Here is a 25,732-nt window from a genome sequence, read left to right as displayed (position 1 = left end):
TCTATCATTCCTCGAATTCCGCCAATAGCTGGCTCATCGCATCCAGTTCCTCCCGCACGCGGCCGCCGGCCGCTTCCACCTGTTGTGCCAGGGCGACGATGGTGGGGATTTCGAACAGGGCACGCAGGTCCGGCCTGACGCCGAACTCCCGCTCCACCCGGCCGATCAGGCGCATGGCCAGCAGCGAGTGGCCGCCCAGTTCGAAAAAGCTGTCCTCGATCCCCACCCGGGGCAGCGCCAGCAGTTCCCGCCAGATTTCCGCCAGCTGCTTCTGCACCGGCGTGGTCGGGGGCACGTAGGCGGCTCGGGCCAGGTCCTCTCCCTGTGGGCGCGGCAGCGCGCGGCGGTCGATCTTGCCGTTGCTGTTGAGCGGGAAGCGCGCCAGCGGCACCAGGGCGAAGGGCACCATATAGGCGGGCAAACGCCGCTTCAGGTGGTCGCGCAGGGCGGCCGTATCCGGCTCGCCATCCGCCTGCACCCAGGCGATAAGGCGCTGTTGCTCGTCGGCCATGACCACCGCCTCGCGCACCCCGGGCCAGGTCCGCAGTTGGGATTCGATCTCGTCGGGTTCGATGCGGAAACCGCGCACCTTGATCTGGAAATCGGTGCGGCCGATGCACACCAGGGCGCCGTCGGCGCGGCGGCGCGCCAGGTCGCCGGTGCGGTACATACGGCCGCCGGGCACACCCGAGAAAGGGTCCGGGAGGAAGGCGCCGGCGGTCTGCCCGGGGGTGTGCCGGTAGCCGCGTGCCACCCCGGCGCCGGCGATATAGAGTTCCCCGGTGGCCCCCCGAGGCACCGGCTGCAGGCAGTCGTCCAGCAGGTAGCAGCGGGTGTTGGCCAGCGGAAAGCCGATGGGCACCACCCCCCGCTGCTCGCCGTCCATCGGCTGCGCGGTGGACCAGACGGTGGTTTCCGTGGGGCCGTACATGGCGGTCAGGCGCACGCCCAGTTGGCACAGGCGGTCGGCCAGTTCGCCGGGCACCGCCTCGCCGCCGATCAGGCCACGGATCGCCGGCCAGCCACTGTCCCGATGCGCCAGCAGCAGCTGCCAGCTGGCCGGGGTGCCTTGGAAAACCGTGGCCTTTTCCAATTCCCCGAACAGCGCGGCGCCGTCGGCGGCCTGCGCCGGCTCTACCAGGCGCACCCGGGCGCCGCGGATCAGCGGCAGGAACAGTTCCGGCTTGGACATATCGAAGGCGCAGGTTGTGGTGGCCAGCCAGCAGTCCCCCGCGTCCAGTGGCAGTTGGCGCTCCATGGCGTGCAGGAAGTTGGCGAGGTTGGCGCGGGTGATCTGCACGCCCTTGGGACGGCCGGTGGAACCGGAGGTGTAGATTACGTAGGCCAGTTGGTCGGGACTCTGATCGCGGCCATGGGCGGATGGCCGCCCCGCCGCTCCTATAGTTAGCTGTTCCGCCTCCAGTTCTGACAGGGTCAGGGTGGGCACCGGCGAGTTGGGAGCGCGGCCAGAGGCCCTCTCCCCCGGCCCCTCTCCCGCAAGCGGGAGAGGGGAGTTTGGTCCGGAGCCATCCCCGGGTCCCGAAAAACTACCCAGGCACAACACTGGCACCGCCTGTTCCAGTATGCGGCGATTGCGCTCCGTCGGCTGAGCCGGATCCAGCGGCACATAGGCGGCGCCCGCCTTTAGTACCGCGAGTAGCGCCGGCAGCAGGTGGGGGCCGCGGTCCAGGTGTACCGCCACCAGTTGGTCCCGCCCCACCCCGCGTTCGCGCAGGCAATGGGCCAGGCGGTCAGCCCGGCGGTTCAGTTCGGCGTAGCTCAGGGACCAGTCCCGGGATTCCACAGCGATGGCATCGGGGGTGGCCGCCGCCTGCTTCTCGAAGCGGGCCACCAGGTCATCCTCCCGCCAGTCCAGGGGTACCTCGGTGCGGTTCCACTGCGCCGCCGGCGCTTCCCGCTCCAGGGACAGTTGGCACAGCCGCGCTTCCGGTTCGGCGAGCATGGCTTCCAGCAGGCATTGGTAATGCTCCGCGTAGCGGGCCGCGGTGGCGGGCAGGAACAGGTCGGTGCTGTATTCCAAAGTGCAGGTCCAGCCGTCCCCGGCCCGCTCTACCTGCAGGGCGATATCCGCCAGTGCGAAATCGTTTTCCACCGACAGCCGCCTGGCCGGCAGGCCGGCGAATTCTCCAGCCTCCGTCGCGGGCAGTTGGATCAGGTTGAACAGGGCCTGGAACAGCGGGGCGCGACTGGGGTTCCGATCTACCTGGAGGGCATCCACCAGCTCCTCGAAGGGCACGTCCTGATGCTGCTGAGCGTCCAGCAGCGTCCGCCGCACCTGCTGCCAGAGCTCCTCCACCGACTGCCGGGTTGCCAGGGAGCAGCGCAGCACCTGGGTGGTAGCGAAGTAGCCGATCAGCTGCTCGGTGTGGCCGTGATGGCGCTGGGCCACCGGCACCCCCAGCCACAGGTCCCGCTGGCCACTGTAGCGGGACAGCAGCAACTGCCAGGCCGCCACCAATGGCACGAAGGCGGTTAGCCCCTGCCGGCGGCAAGCCGCGTCGACCTGCTCCACCAGCGCCGATGGCAGCGGGAAACGGTGGCGGCTGCCGCGATGGGTCGGCCGCGCCGGGCGCGGCAAGTCAGTGGGCAGGTCCAGCAGTGGCGGCTCGCCGGCCAGTTGTTTCTTCCAGTATTCCAGCTGCTCTTCGATCCGCGCGCGACCGGCGGGGCCCCGCCACCAGGCGGATACATCCGCGAATTGCAGCGGGAGTTCCGGCAGCGCCGCCTGCTCGCCGGTGTGGTGCCGACGGTAGAGAGCGCCCAGTTCCCGCACCAGTATCTCCAGGGACCAGGCGTCGGCGGCCATATGGTGCACGGTGAGCTGGAGCACGTTCGACTGCTCCGGCAGCCGGTACACCGCCAAGCGCCATAGGGGGCCGCGTTCCAGGTCGAACTCTGTCTCCGCTTCGGCGCCCAGCAGTCCGGGCAGCTCGGTTTCCGTGCAGGGCAGCGGCGGGCGCGGGGCGCCGGCGGCCTCCGGCTCCAGCAGGACCTGCAGCAACTGGCCGTCGCGCTCGGCGAAGACGCTGCGCAGGCTGTGCTGGCGCTCCGCCAGGTCCATGGCCGCGGCGCGCAGGGCGCGGGACTCCAACTCTCCGTCCAGGCGCAGGGCCAGGGAAAGATTGTAGGCGCGGCTGCCGCCCTCGAAGCGGTGGATAAACCACAGCCGCTGCTGGGTGAAGTGCATGGGCGCGGGGCCGCCCTCGCCCCGCGGCGGTATCGCCTCCACCGACTCGCTTTTCGCCAGGGTCGCTGCCAGTTCCGACAGCACCGGCTGCTCGAACACCCGGCGCAGCGGCAGCTGCAAACCGCAGCGCTCGCCGAGGCGGGCCACCAAGCGGGCGGCCAGCAGGGAGTGGCCACCGAGGGCGAAGAAGTCGTCATCGGGGCCGACGCTGTCGCGCTCCAGTACCTCCCGCCAGATCTCCGCCAGGCGATGTTCCCAGGGCGTCATGGCTCGGCCGGTGGCCATGGACTCTGGGGCCTCCGGCGCGGGCAGCGCGCGGCGGTCCACCTTGCCACTGGCGGTCTGCGGCAGAGCCACCAGAGGCACCAGTTGGGCGGGCACCATATATTCGGGGAGACGTGCGGCCAGGTGCTCAACCAGTTCTGTCTGTTCCCCGCGGCCGCTGTAGTAGGCCACCAGGCGGGCGCGGTCGCCTTCGCCAAGCACACTCGCCGCCGCGGCCTCCACCGCCGGATGGCTCTCCAGCAGGGCCTCTATCTCGCCCAACTCGATACGGAATCCGCGCAGCTTGACCTGGAAATCCCGCCGCCCCAGGTATTCGAGACTGCCGTTGGCCACCCGCACCCGGTCGCCGGTGCGGTACATACGCGCGCCCGGCAAGGGGCTGTAAGGGTCCGGCAGAAAACTGGCGGCGGTCAGCGCCGGCGCGCCGAAATAGCCGCGGCCCACGCCGGTGCCGGACAGGTAGAGTTCGCCGGCGGCGCCCGGGGGCACCGGGCGCAATTGGTCGTCGAGCACGTAGCAGGCGCTGTTGGCCACCGGGGTGCCGATGGGTACCTGCAGTGGGGCCTCCCCGGTTCCGAGTGACTGGAAGGTGGCATAGACGCTGGCTTCGGTGGGGCCATAGCCATTGGTCAACACAGCGCCGCGGCCGGCGATGGCCTCGGCCAGGACGCCGGACAGGGCCTCGCCGCCGGCAATGGCGCGAATACCGTCCCAGGGCTGGCGGCTGTGGCGGACCAGCAGGCGCCAGCTCGCGGGGGTGGCCTGGACCACAGTAATTCGATGACTCTCCAGCAGGCGGTCGATCGCCGCCGGGTCGCGGGCCTGGTGGCGGTCCGCCAGCACCGCGGTGGCGCCCGCGGCCAGGGGCGCGAGCAGTTCCACCACGGCGATATCGAAGGTACAGGTGGTGAGTGCCAGTACCCGGTCGCCGGCGCCCAGGTTCAGGCGGTGGTCCAGTTCCGCGAGCAGGTTGGCGAGGTTGCCGCGAGTGATGGCGACACCTTTGGGGCGGCCGGTGGAGCCGGAGGTGTAGAGGAGGTAGGCGAGTTGTTGGGGGTTTACCGGACTCTGATCGCGGTCGTGGGCGGATGGCCGCCCCGCCGCTCCTACAACGGATTGGTCCGCCTCCAGTTCTGACAGAGCCAGAGTGGGTACCGGAGAGTTGGGATCGCGGCCAGCGGCCGCTCCTACAGCGGTTGGCGACTCGTAGGATGGGCAAAGCGCAGCGTGCCCATCAGCACACAGGCGCAGCGCGGACGCGGCCCGCTCCAGTATGTGGCGGTTTCGTTCTGCCGGCTGCGCCGGGTCCAGCGGCACATAGGCGGCGCCGGCCTTGAGTACCGCCACCATGGCCATGGGCAGGGACAGGTCGCGCTCCAAGCAGAGGGCGACGCGGTCCTCCGGGCCTATGCCGCGGCGGCACAGCGCCGCCGCCCAGCGGTCGGTGATCCGGTCCAGTTCGCCGTAGTCCAGCGCCGTATCCCCGGCCACCAGGGCGATCTGTTCGGGGGTCTCGGCGGCTCGGCGGCGGAACAGTTGCAGCCAGTCCTCCGGCTCCGCCTTTTCGCCGCGCAGGATATTACCGCGGTCCGCGGGCAACGACAGTTCGCCGCAGGGCGTCTCTGGCTGCCGCAGCAGCGCGGCGAGCAGCTGGCAATAGTAGCCGGCCATGGTGGCCACGGTGCTCTCGCGGAAGAGGTCGCCGCTGTATTCGAAGTGCAGCTCAAAGCCGGCGTCGCTCTCGTGCACGTCCAGCTTGAGGTCGCACATGGCGGTGTCCGGGCGGTTGTCCACCGCTTCCGCCAGCACGTCGCCGAGGTCGAAGCGGTCCAGCGCCATGCCCGGGAGGTAGTTGAACATCGCCTGGAACAGGGGGTTGTAGCTGAGCTGGCGTTCCAGGCCCAACTGTTCAACGAGGTAGTCGAAGGGCAGGTCCTGGTGCGCCTGGGCCTCCACGGACTGCTGGTGTACCTGCTTGAGCAGGACCTCCAGGGACTCCGCCGGGTTCAGCCGGGTGCGGTAGACCAGGGTGTTGACGAAGCAGCCTACGAGAGGCTGCACCGCCGGGTGGTGGCGGTTGGCCACCGGCACGCCCACGAAGATGTCGTCGTTGCCGCTGAAACGGTGCAGCAGCAGTTGGAAGGCGGCGAGCAGGATGGCGAAGCTGCCCCACCCCTGCCGGCGGCCAAGTGCTTTGACTTCTTCGGCCAATTCCTCCGGCAGCGCGACGGTATGGCGGCCGCCGCGCCAGCTGGCGCGCTCGGGACGGGGGAAGTCGGCGGGGAGCTCCAGGGGTTGCCGGTCCCCGTCCAGGCGCTTCCGCCAATAAGCCAGTTGGCGGCGGCAGTCCTCCCCTTCCATCCATTCCCGCTGCCACAGGGCGTAGTCCGCGTACTGCAGTGGTAGGGGTTCGCGGATCGGCGCAGTTCCATCGGCGAGGGCGCGGTAGTGGCTGCAGAAGGCCTCGATCATCAGGCGCAGGGACCAGCCGTCGGCGACGATGTGGTGGCAGTTGATGGCCAGCGCGTGCTCTTGGGGCCCAAGTCGATATAGACGGGCCCGCAGCAGCGGCCCGCGCTCCAGGTCGAAGGGGTCTTCGGCGTCCGCGGCCAGGGCGCCGCGCAGCGCGGTTTCTGGATCGCTTTCCGCGCTCAGGTCCACCAGCGGCAGCTCTACCTTCAGTTCGGGTTCGATCACCTGCACCGGCGCACCGTCGCAGTTTGCGAAACGGGTGCGCAGTACTTCGTGGTCGTCCACCAGCAGTTGCAGGGCGCGGCGCAGGCAGCGGCTGTCCACCTCGCCCATCAGGCGCACGGCGCCGGGCAGGTTGTAGGCGGGGCTCTCCGGTTCCAGGTGCTGCAGGAACCACATGCGCTGCTGGGCGTAGGACAGGGGCAGCACTTCCGGCCGGGGGCCCGGCTGCGGGCCGGGATCGCCGGCGCTCTCTTCTTTCTCCAGCCACTGCGCCATGGCGGCGATAGTGGGGTGTTCGAAGACTGTGCGCAGGGGAATATCCCGGTCCAGTTGTCGGCTGAGTTGGCCGATCAGTTGGGTAGCGAGCAGCGAGTGGCCGCCCAGCTCGAAGAAGTTGTCGCCGGTGCCGATCCGCTTGAGGTCGAGCACTTCCCGCCAGGTTTCCGCCAGTTGCTCTTCCAGCGGGGTCTGGGGGGCACGGTAGGGGGCGGCGCTCTGGGCGGAGAAATCCGGTGCCGGCAGGGCCTTGCGGTCCACTTTGCCGTTGGCGTTCAGGGGCAGGCGCGGCAGGAATACAAAGGCCGATGGCACCATGTAGTCGGGCAGGGTCTCCGCGGCGAAGCGGCGCAGTTGGTCGATTGCGGGTTGGGGTTCCGCCACCAGGTAGGCGACCAGTACGGCGGCGCGGCGGTCGTCCTGGCGGGCGAGCACCACTGCTTCGCGCACCTGTGGGTGCCGGTGCAGGCGGCTTTCGATTTCGCCAAGTTCGATGCGGTAGCCGCGCACTTTTACCTGGTGGTCTGCGCGGCCGACGTATTCCAGGTCGCCACTGGGCAGCAGGCGGGCGAGGTCGCCGGTGCGGTAGAGCCGGGAGCCGTCCGCGGCGAAGGGGTCGGGCACGAAGGCGGCGGCGGTGCGCGCGGGTTCCCCGAGGTAGCCCCGCCCGACGCCGGTGCCGGCTACGCAGATCTCTCCCACCGCGCCTTCGGGGAGCAGTTCCAGGCGGTCGTTGAGGAGGTAGAGGCGGTTGTTGAGGGTGGCGCGGCCGATGGGCACGTTGTGGGCCGAGTCCGGCAGCGGGCTAATCAGCGGGTGGAAGGCCACGTCGTCGGAGCACTCCGCGGGGCCGTAGGCGTTCATCATCGGCACTTGTGGGAAGCGTTCGCTCCAGCGACGGGCCAGTGCGGGGGGCAGGGCCTCGCCGGTGGGGAGCAGCCAGCGCAGGTTGGAGAGGTCGGCGGTGTCACTGGCAGAATCCAGGATGCCCTGCATCAGGGAGGGCACTATTTCCAGGATGGTGATGCCGCGGTCCCGCACCGCTTCCACCAGCGCTGCCGGGTCCTGGGCCACGCAGTCCGGCAGTATCACCGTTTGCGCGCCGAGGATGGGGCCGGCGAGGCATTGCCAGACGGAGATATCGAAGCATTGGGAGGCGGTTTGGGCGATTACGTCCCATTCGTTTAGATCGAGGCCCGGGCCCAGCGACTCCGAATCCGGCGATGTGGCGGGCCTGCTACCGGGGGCTGTTTGCGGGACACGGGCTAGGCGCCCCCCCGATGAATACATCCCTGTACGCTCGGCGTCGGCATCCCTGCCTCCGACGGTCCCGCAAGAAGCCCCCGGCATCAGGCCCTTCGCATCGCGTTTGTCGCTCCATCCAGCGCCTGGGGTCTTGCCCAGCATATTGTTGAGCATGCCCTCCCTGGTCACCATGGCGCCCTTCGGGGTGCCGGTGGAGCCGGAAGTGAAAATTACATAAGCCAAGTTGCTTGGTGACACTGCCACCTGTGGGTTCCCGCAGTCGCGCAGGGGCTGGGCGTCCATATCGAATACCAGGCGTTCCGGCGCATTGGGTATTTCCAGGGATTCGAACTCCCCGCCGCACAGCAGCAGCGCCGGGCGGCCCTGTTCCAGTACCGCGGCGAGGCGCTGCGGGGGGTGGGTTGGGTCCAGGGGCATCCAGGCGGCGCCGGCCTTTAGCACGGCAATAATCGCCACCACCAGGGCCGGGCCGCGCTCGTCGAGCAAAGCCACCAGGTTGTCCGGTCCCACGCCGCGGTCGATCAGTTGTTTTGCGAGCAGGTTGGCGCGGGTGTTCAGTTCGCCGTAGCTGAGGGTCCGGTCGCGGTAGCGGATCGCCGCGCGTTCCGGGTGGCGCCGGGCGCGTTCCTCCAGTCGGCTTACGTAATCCGCGCCCACTGGTTTTTGCGGGCCGGGGGCCCAGTCCCGCAGTTGGCGGTCGCGCTCGCTGTCGGTGAGCATCGGAAGTTCGCCGATTCGTGCGCCCTGCCCCGCTTCCAGGCTTTCGCCCATGCTCAGCAGCAGGGCGGTGAAGTGTTCCAGCATCCGCTCCACCGAGGGGCGGGTGAAGCTGTCGGTCTGGTAGGTGATCTGCAGGTGGAGGCGTTCGCCGGGGATCACCACCACGGTGATGGGATAGTTGGTGTGGGTGCGGTTGGCGGCGTCGCGGACGATAAATTCCAGGTTTTCCTGTTTGAGGCCCGCATCCAGGGGGGCATTTTCGAAGACGAACAGGCTGTGGAAGAGTTCGCCGTCCACTTCACTCCACTGCTGGATCTGCGCCAGGGATACTGTCTCATGCTCGCGCAGGGCGAGGTTTTCCCGCTGCAACGCCTGCAGCCAGGGGCCGGGGGGTTCGTCACCGCGGACGCGCCAGCGCAGCGGCAGGGTGTTGATAAACAGGCCGACGATGGATTCCATTCCTGCCAGTTCTGCGGGGCGTCCGGCCACGGTGACGCCGAACAGCACGTCGCTATTGCCGCTGTAGCGGGACAGCAGCAGAGCCCAGGCGCCCTGCACCAGGGTGTTGAGGGTGATATTGAGGCGGCCGGCGACACGCTGCACGCGCCCGGTCTGTTCCGCGGACAATTGGTGCACACAGTCCACCACCGGTTCCGGGGCGTCGAGGCCGGGGCGCTCGATGCCCAAGGGCGTTGGCTCGGCGAAGTCGGCCAGCCGGCCATGCCAGAAGGTCTTGTGGTCTTCCGGATTTTTCTGTTCCAGCCAGCGGATAAAGTCCCGGTAGGGCCGGGGTTTGGGCAGTTGCAGGGATTCTCCGCGACACAGGGCGCGGTAGTGCCCGAGGAAGTCCATCATGATGATGGAGAAGCACCAGGCGTCCATCAGGATATGGTGATAGCTGCGCACGAACTGGTAGGTATCCGGGGCCAACTTGAACAGACGCACCCGCATCAGCGGCGCGCGGGTGAAGTCGAAGCCGCTCACGCGCTCTTCGCGCAACAGTTCCTCCAGGCGCTTATCCTGGGTTTCCGGGTCCAGGTTCGACCAGTCCCCGTACTCCACCGGCAGTTCCACCCGCCGGTGCACCACCTGCAGCGGGCGTTTCTGTTTCTGCCAGACGAAGGAGGTACGCAGTAGTTCGTGGCGCTCCACCACTTTTTCCCAGGCTTGGCGGAAGCGCACCAAGTCCAGGTCTGCCATTTCCATTACGTGGCGGTATTGCAGCAGGTACATGCCCTTGTCCGGATGCATCAGGCTGTGGAACAGCAGTCCCTGCTGCATGGGCGCCAGCGGGTAGATGGTCTCGATATTTCTGGAGATGGACTTGGCCTTGTCGCTCATGGTGCTTCTCTGCTTTACAAATTCGAATTCAAACGCCTCAGTCGTGGGCGATTTCCCTGTAGGAGCCTGCAAGCAGGCTCCTACAGGTCCAGTGCCTCCAGCAGGCCTTAGGCCTTACAGGTCGCACCGGATTTTGATGGGCACGTCGCTGCGCTCCTTTGCCCATCCTACGGGTGCCGATTGCGTAGGACGGGCAAAGCGAAGCGTGCCCATCGTCACGGGTTCAGGGTCTCCAGCAGGCCCTGAAGCTCGTCGTCCGACAGCCCCGCTTCCGGAAAATCGGAGGCCGTAACCCGCCCCGCCGACGGGTCAGCGCAGTGGCGTACCAGGGCCGCGAGTTCGTCGAAGAATTCCCGGGCCAACCTTGGCACTTCCTTCTCCCCGTGCACCGCCGGCACGTAGCGCCACTCCGCCTGCAGGCGGCCGCCCAGGACCAGGGCGTTGACGTCCAGCCAGTGGCTGCGCAGGTTTTCCTCTGCTCGCGCGCCGGGGCAGGACCACTCCTCGATGCGGAACAGCTGTGACTCCCCGCCCCACTGGTCGAACTGCCCCAGGTAGTTGAAGGTGATCAGCCCCGCGGGCGGCGGCAGCGCCGCCCCGCGCAGGAACCGCAGCAGGCCGTAGCCGATGCCGGATTCCGGGACCAAACGCAGCGCCTCCTTGGTCGCGATCACCGCGTCCTCGTCGGATTCCTTTACCGGCAGGGCCAGGGGATAGCGGCTGGTAAACCAGCCCGGGGAGCGGCTCACGTCCGGCGCCCAGTCGCCGGGGGCGCGGCCGTGGTTTTCAAGCTCGACCGCCACCCGATCCAGGCCCTGCCAGCGGCCGAGCACCCGCGCCAGGGCCGCGAGCATCAGGTCTTGGGCGCCGGTGTTGTAGGCCTCGTGACATCCCCCGAGCAGTTGCGCGGTGGTGTCGGCGTCCAGGCTGAGGGTGCAGGTGCGGCTGTCGGCGTAGCGGTTGGGCGCCGCGGGCAGTGACGGCTGGTCTTGCAGTTGCCGCTTCCAGTAGGCCAGTTGCCCGTCCAGGTCCGCCCGCGCGGCGCGCTCTGCCAGTGCCTGCGACCACTGGTGGAAGCCAGTGGTGGGCGCCGGAAGCGCCGGCGTCTCGCCGGACTCATCCGCGAGATACAGCTGCTCCAGCTCCATCAGCAGTTGGCGCCAGGTCACGGCGTCGACAATCAGGTGGTGGGCGGTGCACAGCAGGCGGCCGGCGGCGGGGAAATAAACCAGCTTGATCATCGGCGGCCGGTCCAGGGCAAAGCCCTGCTGGTGGAATTCCAGGCGCTCCGGATCGGGGGGGGCGCCGTCGATCGCGAAGACCCGCGCGGCCATATCCGATTCCCAGGGTCGGTAGCGCTGCCGCCACTGCCCACTATCGTTTTCGAAACGCGCCCTAAGAACCGGATGCCGCTGCAGCATCGCCGCGATGGCGCGCTGTAACCGGTCGGTTTCCAGAGTGCGCTGTACGTCCAGCAGCAGGGACTGGTTCCAGTGGCCGGGCTCGGGCTGCTCCAGACCGAAGAACCAGTGCTGGATCGGGGTCAGCGGGAAATCGGAATCCGGGGCTGCGGAGCCGCCGGATTGCGCCGCCGGATCTCCCGTCCGCTCCACCACCCGGGCCAGGGCGGCCACGGTCTGGTGCTCGAAGATCATCTTGGGGGTTAGCTGCAAGCCCTGCTGCTTGGCGCGGGCGATAATCTGCAGACTGAGAATGGAGTCGCCCCCCACGGCGAAAAAGTTATCGTCGGCGCCGATACTGTCGTTGCCCAGCAGTTCGCAGGTGATGGCAAGCAGCGTCGCCGCGGCGCCGTCGATATCGGTATCCCCGGCGCCTTCGGTTGCCGCCGGAGCAGGAGCTTCCGGTTCCGGCAGCGCGGCCTCGTCCAGCTTGCCGTTGTTTTTAAGAGGCAGCGCCGGCAGCAGTACCCAGGCGGCGGGCAGCATATAGTCGGGCAGCTCCGCCGCCAGCGCTTCCCGCACTGCGTCCAGTTCGCCCTCCTCGCATACCAGGTAGGCCACCAGGCGGTTCTGTTCGCGGCTGTCCGGGCGGTTGACCACCGCGACGTCGCGCACCTGGGGCCGGGCCTGCAGGAGCCGGGCCACCTCGTCCGGTTCCACCCGGTAGCCGCGGATCTTCACCTGCCGGTCGATGCGGCCGAGGAAGTGCAGCTGCCCCTCCCCGTTTATCTTTGCGCGGTCGCCCGTGCAATAAAGGCGCTCGCCGTCCCGATCGACGAAGGCGGCGGCGGTGAGTTCGGGACTGTTCAGGTAGCCCTGGGCCAGGGTGGGTCCGCCCAGGCAGAGTTCGCCGGCGACGCCCCGGGGCAGCAGTTGCCCGGCGGCGTTGCGCACGCTGGCGGTCACGTTCGCCAACGGGCGACCGATGGGGATTTCCGCCGGCGCCGGGTCCGCCACTTCGCCGGTGACGGCGCCGACGGTGGCCTCGGTGGGGCCGTAGTGATTGAGAATGCGCAGGCCCGGCGACAGGGCCCGCACCTGTCCCACCAATTCCGGGGACAGGGCTTCGCCGCCGCACACCAGGCACAGTCGCGGCAGCAGCCGGGCCGGCCGCGAGGCCACCAGCAGTGCCTTGAGGTGCGAGGGCACCAGTTTCAGGCAGTCCACCGGCTCCCGCTCCAGCTGCGCGGCCAGTTCCTCGGCGTCGAACGCCAGGGACTCGTCCAGCAGCCGCAGGCTGCGCCCGGTGAGCAGGGCGCCGAACATGGCGGTGTAGCCGAGGTCGGTGGCGGTGCTGGCCAGGCTGGCGAGGCTGGCGCCTGCGGGCAGTTCCAGGCGCTTCGCCACCGCCTGGGCGTAGTGCTGCAGTGCCCCCTGGCCGATCACGACACCCTTGGGGCGGCCGGTGGAGCCGGAGGTGTAGATCAGATAGGCCGGCGCCTGCGGGTCTGCATCCTCCGCCAGAGTACCGGTCAGCGACGGCCAGCCGGCACTCGCTTTCAGCCAGGCGGTGGCGGCGGGCAGCCAGTCCGGCCGCTCGCCCAGGCCCACCGCCAGCCGCGGTGCTGCGTCCTCGCAGACCCAGGCCAGCCGCGACGGCGGCCACTGGGGGTCCAGGGCCACATAGACAGCGTCCCGCTGCCAGCCGGCGAGCATCGCGGTCACCAGTTCAGCTCCGCGGGGCAGACACAGCGCGAGGCGGTCGCCGGCGCCCAGGCCCTGTTTCGCCAGGGCAGCGGCGCAGCCGTTGACCCGCTCCGCCAGTTCTCCGTAACTCAGCGATTGCCCATTGCAATGGATGGCCGCGGCCTGCGGCCGCTCCCGCACCTGCCTAGCGAAGGCGCCCCGGGCGCTGACATCGGGCCAGCCGCGGGCCTCCCCGGCCAGCCGTGCGGCCATTTCCCGCGGCGGCCACTCGAGGTCCTCCAGGCGCCGCCCGAGCCAGTCCGGCGAGCGGCGCACCAGTTCCAGGAACAGGTCCCGCAGCCGCGCCACCGTGGCCCGGGCGTAGAGGGCACGGTTGTAGCGCCACTTGCCCAGGAAACCGTCCTCTCGGTCCACCACCACCAAGTTGAGTTCGTGGGCCGCGCCGCGCTGTTCCGCCAGCAGTTGCCGCTCGATCATCCGCTCGCCGATCGGCAGCGGCTGTTCCCGGTTGAGGGTGAACATATGCTGGAACAGGGGTGCGCGGCCCGCCTCGCGCTCCGGCCGCAGTTTTTCCACCAGGGTGGCGAAGGGGTAGCGCTGGTGTTCCAGGGCCTCGTTGACCTGCTGCCGCACCCTCCGCATCCAGTCCTCGAGGGTGAGCTCTTCGTCCGGGCGGCAGGCCAACACCAGCGGGTTGACCAGGTAGCCCACCAGCTCCCGATGCTCCGGCGCCAGGCGCCCGCCACTGGGCGTGCCGATGGTGAATGCACGCTGGCCCGACAGGCGCCCCAGGAACCACTGGAACAGCGCCAGCCAGTAGATATAGGGGGTGACGCCCAGCTGCCGCGCCGCCTCCCGCAACTGGCGGCTGTCCGCGGCGGTCAACGCAAAGCCGATTTCCTCGCCGTCGAAGGTCTGTTCCGTCGGGCGCGGGAAATCCACGGGCAGCTCCAGGCCGGGCACGCCGTTCAATTGGCGGCGCCAGTAATCCAGGTGGGCATCGCCCTGCTCGCGCACCGCGCGGGCCTGTTCCGCCATCCAGGCGCGGTAGCCACCGGTGTCCGCTTCGCCCGGCTCGCCGCCGAGAATCAGTTCGGCAAAATCGCGCAGCAATATCTCGAAAGCGGCGAAATCGGCGGCGATATGGTGCACCACCAGCAACAGGTGAGGACCCGTCTCCTCGTTGTCGCTCTCCAGCAGCAGGGCGCGGCACGCCTGCCCCGCCGCCAGGTCCAGGGGACGGTCTGCCTCCCGGGCCAGTTGATCCCGGAGTTCACCGCCGGAGAGGCCCGCCAGCTCCAGCGGCCGCGGCGCCCTCTTTCCATCCAGCCACTGCACCGGTTCGCCGTCCCGCTCACTGTAGGGGCTGCACAGGATGGGGTAGCGCTTCTGCAGCCCGGCAAAGGCGCGTGCCACCGCGTCGGTCGAGATATCCGCGTGCAGGCGGGCGGCGAAGGCCAGGTTGTAGGCGCTGCTCTGCGGCGCCATGCAGTTGAGGAACCAGAGGGAACGCTCGTTGGCGCCCAGGGGCCGGGCGTCGAAGTAGTCGGGCTCCTCCCGCAGGGCGGCCAGCAGTTCCGCTTTGCTTTTCCGAAGGCGCTCGCGCAGGGCTTCGTCCAGGGTGCCCGGGGGCGCGCGGAAGGCCAGGTTGCCGCCGTCAACGGAGGGGGTAACGGAAAGGGTGATGCCCCGGGACCAGCATTCGTGCATCAGAGTCCGGGCCGTCACAGCACGCCCTCCTGCCAGGTCTCCACTTCCCGGGTCTCGTCGGGGGAGGCCAGGTAGCCGGCCAGCGCCTCCACCGTGGGGTAGCGCCAGAGGATATCCGGCTCCAAGCGCACCCCCAGGCGGGTGGACAGCTCGTGATTCAGGGTCATGCCGGCGACGGAATCGAGGCCGCTGGCCTCCAGCGCCAGGTCCGGGGTTATCCGTTCCACCGGCCTCCGGGTCTGGGTGGCGATCCAGTGGCAGATCCAGTGGGCGATACCGGCGGCATCCCCCACCGGCAGCTCCGGGGCCTCGCCCCCGGTATCCCCCTTCGCGTTCCACTGCTCGACCAGCTTGAGTTCGCCCAGGGAGTAGGCGCGGCGCGCGGCGGTGCGCTGGATTTTGCCGCTGGTGGTGCGCGGCAGGGACGCCGGTGCGATCAGCGCCACGGCGTGCAGTTGGAGGTCGTGCTCCGCGGCCACCGCCGCGCAGATGTCGCGGATCAGCGCCCCAGTGTCCACGGCGCCGGACTTGCCGGCGGCGCGGCGGTCCACCTCCTGGACCAGCACAGCGGCTTCAGCCTCCCCGGTGTCCAGGGCGAAGGCGGCGCCGCCGTGGGCGATCAGGTGCGGGCTCACCGCCTGGGCGGTGGCCTCGATATCCTGGGGGTAGTGGTTGCGGCCGCGGACCGGGATCAACTCCTTGATGCGGCCGCAGACGAAGAGCCGTCCGTCGTGCAGGAAGCCCAGGTCGCCGGTGCGCAGGTAGGGCCCCTCGCCCTCGAGGCGCGCGCCCAGGGCCTCGGCGCTGAGTCCTTTCTGACGCCAGTAGCTGCCCGCCACGCTGGCGCCGCGTACCCAGATTTCCCCCACCGCCCCTTCGGGAAGCGGGTACTGCTCCGCCGGCTCGACGATTCGCACCTGCATCTCGCCGTTGAGCTGGCCGGAACTCACCAGGGTGCGACCGCTGCCGGCGGGGCACACGCGCCCGCGGGCCAGCTCGGATTCGTCGACGGTCAGGGTGCTGTAGCCGCCGCTGGACGTACCGGTGACCATCAGGGTGGCCTCGGCCAGCCCGTAGCAGGGCGCCAGCGCCTCCGACGTCACGCCTGCGGGGGCAAAGTGTTCCGCGAAGCGCTCCAGGGTGGCCGCGCGCACCGGCTCGGCGCCGTTGAAGGCAATGCGCCAGTTCGACAGGTCCAATTCCGCCACCTGCTCCGGGGCGATCCGCTCCACGCAGTGGTCGTAGATAAAATTGGGCCCGCCGCTCACGGTGGCGCCGCTGCGGGTCATCAGTTCCAGCCAGCGCAGTGGCTGCTGCACCACCAGCGGCGGCAGGGTCAGCAGGGCGCGGCAGCCGCTGAACAGCGGGGTGAGCATCTGGCCCACCAATCCCATATCGTGAAACAGCGGCAGCCAGGAGACGAAAATATCCTCGGGTGTGAGCGCCATTTCCCGCTGCATCAGCGCCACATTGTGCAGCAGGTTGGCGTGACTGATCGCCACGCCCTTGGGCGCGCCGGTGGAACCGGAACTGTATTGCAGCAGGGCGACGTCGCCGGCTTCGATCCCGGGCTCGCGCCAGTGTCCGGCCCGCTCGCCGTCCTCCGCCGAAACGGCCACCACCGGGCAGGATAGCGACTGTTCGCGCGCCCATTCGGATACCGCCCCCTGGCCCTCGCCGTCGGTGAGCAGCAGGCCGGCCTCACAGTCGCTGGCGATCGCCCCTATCCGCTGCCAGCCCCGCCGCTTGTGCGGGGGGCGGTAGGCGGTGACCGCGATCATGCCCGCGTAGAGCGCGGCGAAGAAGCCGACGATATAGTCAATGCCGTTGGGCATGGGGATCAGCACGCGGGTGCCGGGGCCGGCCAGCGCCTGCAGCCGCGAAGCCAGCCCCCGCGCGCGGCGGTCCAGCCCACCGTAGGTGAGCCGCTCGCTCACTTCGCGGGCGTCGGCAAGGAATTCGAAGACCACTCTGTCGGGCTGCTGCGCGGCGCTCTGGCGCAATTGGGTTACCCAGTGTTCCGCGCGGGAGGGATTTTTTCGCTGCATCCTGTAGCTTTCCTGAATTGTTTTTTGATTTTTGCCTGAGCTATTCCGGCTGCGGACAGGGCTCCGCCATGGCGACAATCACCTTGCGCTCCCCGCGATAGGTACTGCGCCCATGGGCCACCAGCATGTTGTCGAGCATCATCACGTCGCCCACCCGCCAGGGGAAAACCACCTGGCAGCCGTCGAACACTCCGCGGATTTCGTCGAGGGCCGTCTCCTCGATGGGAGCGCCGTCGCCGTAGTAGACATTGCGCGGCACCTCCGCCTCGCCCACCACGGACACCAGGGTTTCGCGCACCTGGGGCGCCAGGTTGGAAAGGTGAAAAAGATGGGCCTGGTTGAACCACACCGGCTCCCGGGTGACCGGGTGCGCGGCGACCGCCTGGCAGCGCTGCCGGGTGCGCAGTTCGCCGTCGGGCTTCCACTCGAAAACGATTTGATTGGCGCGGCAGAAACGCTCCACCGCCGAGCGCTCTTCGGTATTGAAGGCCTGCTGCCAGGGCAGGTCGAGACCGTTGCCGTAATTGCGCACGTACATCAGGCCGCGGTCGGCAAAGCGCGTGCGCAGTCCGGCGTCCAGGCGGCGGTACACTTCCCGGCTGTCGGCGATGGGCGTCTCGCCACCGGACTCGGCCACACGGATACTGTGAAACCAGATTTTCATCGGCCACTGCAGGGTGTACGACTGCTCGTTGTGCAGCGGAATCACCTGGTGGGCGGGATACTCGGTGGAGGTGTAGACCCCCTTACTGAGCCGGGTGCGGGGAGTGGATGCGTAATCGTAGCTGAGCAGGTCGTGGCCGAAGGCACGGGCGAAAGCCTCGAAGTCCTCCTCGCCGGAGAAATCGAAATCCCGCAGCAGCAGGCCTCCCACCCGGTAGAGATGTCTGTCCACCAGTTGGCGGATATCCTCGATACAGCTTCGCCAGTCTGTCCCCGGTTCCGTCGGGGTCAGCATCAGGGGCAATTCTCCCCCGCTCGAATCCCTGCCCTGCTCCCCTGCCGTGGAGAGCGCTCCTGTTGTCACGCTGGTCATGCGGCTCCTCAATGTGTGGTCGGTTATTCCATACCTCCGGCGACGCAGTGAATTTACAGAAGGGTCAGCCAAATTACAATTGATAATCGTTCGCGTTTATCTTCTAATGTGAATTCGTTCTTAAAAATCAGAGTTCGGGGTTGGGACAGGACCTCCCGCTGTGGCACAAAGTGGTTTCGGGCCCGGAGCTGTAAACGGCCATCGGGCTCGATCAGTAGAGTGCGTCACGCCCCAAAACAAAACGAATGAGGAGATAAATCCATGAGCATGGACGACCCGGATACCCGGTTTACCGTGGTGATCAACGAGGAAGAGCAGTACTCCATCTGGCCGGATTACAAACCGGTGCCGGACGGCTGGCGCGAAGCCGGCAAGAGCGGCTCCAAGGAAGAGTGTCTAATCTTTATCGAGGAAGTGTGGACGGACATGCGCCCCAAGAGCCTGCGCGAGGCCATGACCAGGGAACATTGATCACAGCGAGGGAACGCCATTCATGGACGCTATCGTATCGGGGCAACCGGCCCCGGACTCCGCCGGACTGCCCGGCTTTGACCTGGCCAGCTTTGCCGGCCAGCCGCTCCGCCAATTGGACGGCAATGAAATTCTCGAGCGCCAGGCGCGGCGGGAATCCAATGCCCGCAGCTATCCGCGGCGCCTGCCGCTGGCCCTCGCCGAGGGCCGCGGTATCTACCTGCGCGACACCGCCGGGCAGCTGTATATCGACTGCCTGGCGGCCGCCGGGACCCTGGCCCTGGGGCATCACCACCCGGCCACCAGCAATGCCATCCAAAAGGCCCTGGCTGACGGCCTGCCACTGCAGACCCTGGATCTCGCCACGCCGCTCAAGGACCGCTTCGTCTCCACCCTGTTCGACCTGCTGCCCGGCACCATCGCCGGGCGCGCGAAGATCCAGTTTTGCGGCACCTCCGGCGCCGACGCGGTGGAGGCGGCGATCAAGCTGGCGAAAACCGCCACCGGCCGGCAGACGGTAGTCGCTTTCAGCGGCGCTTACCACGGCATGACCCAGGGCACCCTCAGCCTGATGGGCAACCTGGCGCCCAAGCAGCCCCTGGGGTCGCTGCTACCCGGAGTGCAGTTCCTGCCCTTTCCGCAGCTGAAGCGCTGTCCCCTGGGCCTGGGCGGCGAGGCCGGCATCGACGCCAGCCTGCAACTGCTGGACACCCTGCTCACCGATCCGGAAGCCGGCGTGGTGAAACCGGCGGCGGTGATCGTGGAAGCCGTGCAGGGCGAAGCCGGCGCCCTGCCCGCCCCACCCCGCTGGCTGCGCGGCCTGCGGGAGCTGACCCGGCGCCACGGCATAGTGCTGATCCTGGACGAGGTGCAGGCGGGCATGGGGCGCACCGGCAGGCCCTTCGCCTTCGAGCACGCCGGCATAGAGCCGGACGTTATCGTCCTGTCCAAGGCCATCGGCGGCGGCCTGCCGCTCTCCGTGCTGGTCTACGACGAGGCCCTGGACACCTGGCAACCCGGCGCCCACGCCGGCACCTTCCGCGGCAACCAACTGGCCATGGCCGCCGGCACCGCGGTGATGGAAATTCTGCGTAGCGAGCAACTGGACGCACAGGCGGAATCCGTGGGGAACCGCCTGCACGCGGCACTGGCCAATCTTGACAGCCCGCTGATCGGCGAGGTGCGCGGGCTTGGATTAATGCAGGGCGTGGAGATAGTGGACCCGGAGGGCGAGCCCGATGCCCTGGGCAACCGACCTCTCGATGGCAGCCGCGCCCGTGCGCTGCAGCGCGCCTGCCTGCAACGGGGCTTGATCCTGGAAGTGGGCGGACGCCATTCGGCGACGCTGCGCTTCCTGCCACCGTTGATTATTCAGGCCGAAGAGATGGATGTTGTTGTCGAGCAGTTTGCGGAGGCTGTTGCGGAAGTAGCTGGCTGTGCGGATTTTCCCGGGGCGGCATAGGCCGCTCCGCATAAGCCACGTCACCTTGTAGGATGGGCACAAATCGGCAGGGCCGAAGGCGCCGTGAATACCTGGAGCGGCTGGAACTGCCGATTTGGACGCCGGGGGCACCTACGCAGCACGCGAGCACCATGGATGGTGCGAGTCAACGGAGCGCAGCGACATGCCCATCTTCCGGGGCTCTGATGGGCACGCTACGCTTTGCCCATCCTACGAAAAATCGCCCTGCGGACTCTTTAACTCAGCGCTATTGATCTCTCACCCGATTTCAAAAGAAGTAATACCGAAAATCCGATTGACCGGCATATCGGGTTCCGGCCCCTTGTACATTCGCGCTGTCTCGAACACGACGTTCATGTTGTAGCGCTTCGCCAAATCCACAGCCGCTGGATTGATTTCCGGTACATCGAGGTAAAGGGGCTCTGAGGGCTGAACTGCCGATCTCAGTGCCAGAAAGAGTGATTCGGCCAGTTCCGGATCGTCCGCAAAAAGCGGACCGATTTTGTACCCGGAGCGACACTTGCGGAGCACACCGTAACCTGCAAGCTTCCCCCCATCCCTGATCCCGAGAGCAGTACATTCAGGTTGCTCAATCCAGGCCTTGATGAAATGCGAACGGTCTGCGGGGAAGAAGGGGCGGTCATAGGCAGCGATGGTTTCAAAGGGCAGGGATGACAACTTTACGATTTCAGCGTTTATCGGGAAATCGCCGCCACCAACTCCTTCATAGCGACGATTGCGAAAAGCGAGCCTGAAACCGGACTTTTTGTAGCTGTCCTGCTGGGCAACGACACCATCCAAGCCGACATTACACCCCCGCAGATACTGTAAACCTGCATTCCAGATCTGGAGGCCATATCCATGTCCCCGATATTCAGGTTTAACAATATAGAAACCGAGAAAACCAAAAGTATCGCTGTATTTCACTACCGATATCGTGGCGATAGGCTCTTCGTCAAGAAAGCCGATAAGAAAACCGCGAGGGTCGGCGGTGTAATAGCAATCCGCATCGTATATACCTGGATTCCAGCCTTCTGCTGCGGCCCAGGAAATCGCGATGTCTACTTCTTTTCGGGTTGCGCTTTTGATGGAATAATCTTTATTTTGCATAGCACTGTCTTAATTATCTTGTCTACTTTCAACGACTTATAGTATCCCATGAGCGCCCACGCTTTTTGTGGCCAAAACGAGTTCAAGCGACTTGTATGGTCAAATGTCTTGTCTCGTGCATCGCCAACACAGCAATACGCTGCACGCGGCACAATGAGACCAGAATGCTAGCAGTACGATCAGAAGCGCAAAGATCCCGGCTACCAGGAAGTTATCAGCATCAAATTCACTTATCTCCCTGCCCCTACAGCCAAACGCTTACAGCAGTGGCTCCGCGTGTCTTTAGGCCTTCAGCTGCGTCTTTCCCTAACGTCCGACGTTTTGGTTTATGCGCCCTTTATCCACGTTCGAGGATAGGGATCTGTTACGCATTTCTTTCCAGAGAACCCGTTTTCGGGCGACAGTCCTCGGTTATTACCTTGGCCTCGAAGCTCGCCGCACGGTGGACTTAGGTGAGGAGGTGGGTGTCTTATCAAATATCCCCTCCTGCCGCTTGTGAAATTCCCTATGGGAAGGACATCCATGTCCACGCTGCTAGAGAAAACTGTGTTCTACCTAGTCGATCAGCAACGCACCCTCTCCCTTTGTGCATCTTAGCGCCTGAGGACCACGCGCGCAGACTTGCGAGTGGTGACCTTTCATTTGGCTAATCGCGCCAGTATTGATGTGCTGGAGACTTTGCTGACTAACCATATCTCCCCAGCATGTCACAACGCCGCTGGACTGCAACGCGCAGGATGTTCCCCATCCGGCGTGCAGTTCAATCACGTCATTCAGATTGGAAGGTACATTCAGAACTCCACCCTTGCTGGAACCCCAGCACTGCACACCGATATCGTCAGCAAGACAGGTATGCCCTGAATCTGAACTGTTGGGATAGGGATACATTCCGCCCGCAGCAATCGCGGTTGGGTTTAGCAGGTTATAGCGCGGGGTAGACTGATCGTAGTAGTTGTCCCCCCAACATCTTGAAGTCGCGCCATCGATCACGCAGTTATGAGCTTGCCCCGCTGATAACAGCCTCGGCTGATTTAGGTTGGTCGGCACATTTAAAAGCCCATGGTTGTTACTTCCCCAGCAAACCACACTGCCGTTATCGATTGCACAGGTTTGGTAGGAGTCTGCTTGGATCTCTGTCACGCTACTGAGAGTTCCTGGGGGATTCAAATTATTCGTCGATCTACCCCAGCAGTGCATACCACTGTCTGCCCAAACACAGGAATGGTACCGGCCAAGACCTATCACTTTCGGCGAATTAATGTCTTGCGGTATATCTAAAAGGGTTGGTTCGTTAATAGTCGTGCCAAAGCACATGACCTGGTCGCCATTAATTCCACAGACGTGATCCTCTCCAACGTCAAAGTCGGCCAGGTTGTACCAGATCGATGATTGCCCATAGTCATTCTTGCCCCAGCACACAGCTTGTCCGTTTGCAGTTGCACATACATTGTAAGGACCACTGATAATTTCCGAAACCCCGGTCAAGTTTGCAGGAACGGCCTGCTGACCGTTGCTGTTGCTACCCCAGCACTTTACATCACCTACATCGTTCAGCGCACATGTATGGTAATAACCCGCATCAATGCTCACCACGTTGCCCAGGCCGAGCGGAACGCTGGTCTGCCCTTGGCTATTATCTCCCCAGCATCGAACTTGGTGGTCTACCTGCAACACGCAGGTATGCAGACCGCCAACGGCTATGTCGAGGGGTAAATCCAGATCAATGGGAACGTCGCTTTGGAAGTGGTCATTGCGACCCCAGCATTCGACATTGGCGCGGTCGTGGCTGCAAGCATGGTACTGAAGCATGTCAATCTTTTGTACGTTGCTCAGGGTGTTCGGCGGAAGATTCACGTTGTAGCTGGCACTGCCCCAGCATCTCACATCTCCGGCCAGAGTAATAACACAGCCCGTGCCCCCCAATGTGGCAACAGACAATTCCACAGCATCGTCTATGGGCGTCGTCTGAATGTCGGTAACCAGAGATAGGTAGCTTTCCCCCCAGCAAGTCACATTGTTACCTTGCAGCGCACAGAATCCATTATTGGTATGTGCCACCTGCTCGGCAGCACTCAAGTGGCTCGGTACGGGTAGATAGGTATTCAAGCCCCAGCAGGTGATCTGGTTGTCCACAATTGCGCAGCTGGAGTTTGTGCTCAGGGACAGACCGCTGATGGGACTAAGCGGTATGCTAGACGCATCTACAGGATCCGAGCCTGAAGCAAACTCCTCAAGGTTGCTATAACCGTCCCCATCCAAATCATCCTCGGCATCGTCCAGAGTGGGATTTAGACCGTGCTGTACTTCCCAGCCGTCATCCATACCGTCGCCGTCGGTATCACGCAGTAGTGGATCAGTGAAATACACCGATAATTCGTCAGCATCCGTCAAGCCATCCCCGTCATCATCGGAATCGCTATTGTTACCAATGCCGTCGCCATCGGTATCTTGCCACTCACCTGCGTCGTACGGAAAGGCATCAACTGAGTCGTCGACACCATCGTTGTCGTCATCGGCATCCGCATTGTCACCAATGCCGTCCAGATCCGAGTCAGACCACTCACTTGGATCGTAAGGAAATACATCGACGTCATCAAAATAGCCGTCGTTGTCCGAATCCCGTTGTGACGCTGCACAACCGTTCCCGTCCACGAGTTTCCCCGACGGTGTTGCCGGACACTGATCGTTCGCATCCACTACGCCGTCGCCATCCGTATCAATGGCGTTGAGGTTGAGGCTATAGATCTCCAGATTGTCGATGGCCATATCACCCAAATATCCACCAACTGCTGTAGCGCGCAAACGCAGCTGGGACACCGAGTAAGCACTTAGGTCGATATCGGCAGACACGTAAAGCGAATCATTGCTAGAGTGTTGTTGGCCGGCTATGGTCCACACATCATTGATCCAGTTCCCGCCCGAAAGCACGTCCACGGCCAGCGCGCCCATGTCTGATCCGTACATGTGGTAGTCGAATTTCACGTGCACGTTGCTCGCGGACAGGGGCGCACTCTGAAGTATGGCTGTGTCACCTGCGGTGTAGGCGAAGCCTGACGAGGTCTCCAGATAGAGATAATAGGTGCTACTAGCGGCACCGGTGGATGGGCCCGTACCGCTCGAAGGTGTGGTGCCTGAGTGACGGGTCCAGTCTTTGTTGTCGGCCCCCACAACGTTAGCCCAGTCGCCCATATTGGACTCGAAGTTGCTGCTGCTCAGGATGATGGGCGCGGAACCGTCCTGGACGGTGATTGTCATCGTTGCCGTGCTGGACAGGCTGCCGTCGGAAGCTTGTACGACGAAGGAGTTATCTCCTACATCGCTACTCGACGGCGTGCCGCTGAGCGAACCATCGCTACCCACCTGCAGCCACGAAGGCCCGGAGACTTTGCTGAAAGTCAAAGGATCCCCATTGCCGTCGCTCGCATCCACGCTGATGCTCCCGCTGTAGCTTTGATCCTGATAGGCATCCGCTTTGGTCAAGGGATCACTCACAAAGGCAGGGGCAACGGGCCCACTGGGAAGGCTTGCTATTTCAATATTATCGAGGGCCATATCGCCCCAGTATCCACCGGCCGCCGTGGCGCGAAAGCGAAGCTGGGAAACCGAATAAGCACTCAAATCAATGTCCGCGGAAGCGTACTGGGCAGTGTTGCTGGTTTGCTGCTGGCCGGAAATGGTCCATACATCCTGGATCCAGCTTCCGCCGGACAACACGTCCACGGCCAGGGTGCCCGTGTTCGCCCCATACATGTGGTAGTCGAACTTCAGGTGAATACCGCCTGCGGAAATAGCAGGTCCTTGCAATATCGCTGTATCATCTGCGGTATAGGCAGAGCCCGACGAGGTCTCCAGATAGAGGTAGTAAGTGCTGCTGCCGGCGCCACTGGACGGACCCGTACCGCTCGAAGGCGTGCCGCCTGAATGGAGGGTCCAGTCTTTGTTGTCGACACCTGTGATATTTGCCCATTCGCCCATACCGGACTCGAAGTCGCTGCTGCTCAGCAAAATGGGGGTAGAATCATCATTAACCGTGATCGTTAAAGTCGCCGTGCTGGACAGGCTGCCGTCGGAAGCTTGTACGACGAAGGAGTTATCTCCTACATCACTACTCGACGGCGTGCCGCTGAGCGAACCATCGCTACCCACCTGCAGCCACGAAGGCCCGGAGACTTTGCTGAAAGTCAAAGGATCCCCATTGCCGTCGCTCGCATCCACGCTGATGCTCCCGCTGTAGCTTTGATCCTGATAGGCATCCGCTTTGGTCAAGGGATCACTCACAAAGGCAGGGGCAACGGGCCCACTGGGAAGGCTTGCTATTTCAATATTATCGAGGGCCATATCGCCCCAGTATCCACCGGCCGCCGTGGCGCGAAAGCGAAGCTGGGAAACTGAATAAGCACTCAAATCAATGTCCGCGGAAGCGTACTGGGCGGTGTTGCTGGTTTGCTGTTGGCCTGAAACAATCCAGACATTGTTGACCCAACTCCCCCCCGACAGCACGTCCACAGCCAGGGTACCCATATCTGCCCCAAACATGTGGTAATCAAAGCTTAGGTGAATATCGCTTGCATTGATGGCTGGGCTCTGAAGTATGGCTGTGTCGCCCGCCGTATAAGCGAAGCCTGAGGATGTCTCCAGGTAAACGTAATACGAGCTACCCCCTGCCCCACCGGACGGGCCCGTACCAGAGGAGGTTGTGCCACCGGAATCGCGACTCCAGTCTTTGTTATCGCCATTGCTGACGTTGGACCAAGAGCCAAACCCGCTTTCAAAGTTATCCGATTCAACAATGATGGCTTTTGCGTTGAAACTGAGGAACGAGGACAAAACGGCAATAGAAAGAATCAACTTGTGGCGGAGATACATAATAAATCCCTTTGTAGCTTGTTATTCTCGAGTACGCCGTAGAAAAGATGGCGAACATAAAATGCAGTAGGCACGATCAACCTTGTCAGGTAAGGATCAGCTGCTATACAGCCTATTCAAGGACACCGAGCT

Annotated in this window: 8 protein-coding genes; 2 read left to right on the top strand and 6 right to left on the bottom strand. The window is 65.0% G+C overall.

Annotated features, from left to right (window positions below):
* Nucleotides 1-4: 4 nt before the first annotated feature.
* The 4 genes from FHS09_RS00135 to FHS09_RS00120 all read right to left on the bottom strand — a co-directional run bounded on the left by FHS09_RS00135 (nucleotide 5) and on the right by FHS09_RS00120 (nucleotide 17,691).
* Complete coding sequence (locus tag FHS09_RS00135; RefSeq protein WP_183455523.1) at nucleotides 5-9,790, bottom strand: non-ribosomal peptide synthetase; 9,786 nt, start codon at nucleotides 9,788-9,790, stop codon at nucleotides 5-7.
* A gap of 215 nt (nucleotides 9,791-10,005) precedes the next feature.
* Nucleotides 10,006-14,625: a non-ribosomal peptide synthetase gene (locus FHS09_RS00130; RefSeq protein WP_221191703.1), complete on the bottom strand. Its 4,620-nt coding sequence runs from the start codon at nucleotides 14,623-14,625 to the stop codon at nucleotides 10,006-10,008.
* Nucleotides 14,622-16,655 (bottom strand): AMP-binding protein, encoded by a 2,034-nt coding sequence (locus FHS09_RS00125; protein ID WP_183455522.1) that lies wholly within the window; start codon nucleotides 16,653-16,655, stop codon nucleotides 14,622-14,624. Before FHS09_RS00125 ends, FHS09_RS00130 begins: the two co-directional genes overlap by 4 nt.
* 40 nt (nucleotides 16,656-16,695) lie before the next feature.
* Entirely contained in the window at nucleotides 16,696-17,691 is a 996-nt protein-coding gene (locus FHS09_RS00120; protein WP_183455521.1) for a TauD/TfdA family dioxygenase, read from the bottom strand.
* Between the two features lie 261 nt (nucleotides 17,692-17,952).
* Here FHS09_RS00120 and FHS09_RS00115 point away from each other — a divergent pair, with 261 nt between their 5' ends.
* Together FHS09_RS00115 and FHS09_RS00110 are read left to right on the top strand one after the other, a co-directional pair.
* The gene (locus FHS09_RS00115; protein ID WP_183455520.1) at nucleotides 17,953-18,162 is read left to right on the top strand and encodes an MbtH family protein; all 210 of its coding nucleotides are present in this window, start codon (nucleotides 17,953-17,955) and stop codon (nucleotides 18,160-18,162) included.
* A 22-nt stretch (nucleotides 18,163-18,184) separates the two neighbouring features.
* Complete coding sequence (locus tag FHS09_RS00110; RefSeq protein ID WP_183455519.1) at nucleotides 18,185-19,624, top strand: diaminobutyrate--2-oxoglutarate transaminase; 1,440 nt, start codon at nucleotides 18,185-18,187, stop codon at nucleotides 19,622-19,624.
* Between the two features lie 258 nt (nucleotides 19,625-19,882).
* Here the strand turns inward: FHS09_RS00110 and FHS09_RS00105 are convergent, their stop codons facing one another.
* Both FHS09_RS00105 and FHS09_RS00100 read right to left on the bottom strand, forming a co-directional pair.
* Entirely contained in the window at nucleotides 19,883-20,734 is an 852-nt protein-coding gene (locus tag FHS09_RS00105; RefSeq protein WP_183455518.1) for a GNAT family N-acetyltransferase, read from the bottom strand.
* A 555-nt stretch (nucleotides 20,735-21,289) separates the two neighbouring features.
* Nucleotides 21,290-25,600, bottom strand: coding sequence for a putative Ig domain-containing protein (locus tag FHS09_RS00100; RefSeq protein WP_183455517.1), 4,311 nt, complete (start codon nucleotides 25,598-25,600; stop codon nucleotides 21,290-21,292).
* Nucleotides 25,601-25,732 lie beyond the last annotated feature (132 nt).

It is taken from the genome of Microbulbifer rhizosphaerae, from assembly GCF_014191725.1.
In the GTDB taxonomy this organism is placed as follows: Bacteria; Pseudomonadota; Gammaproteobacteria; order Pseudomonadales; family Cellvibrionaceae; genus Microbulbifer; species Microbulbifer rhizosphaerae.
This window is presented reverse-complemented; position numbering and strand designations above follow the sequence as displayed.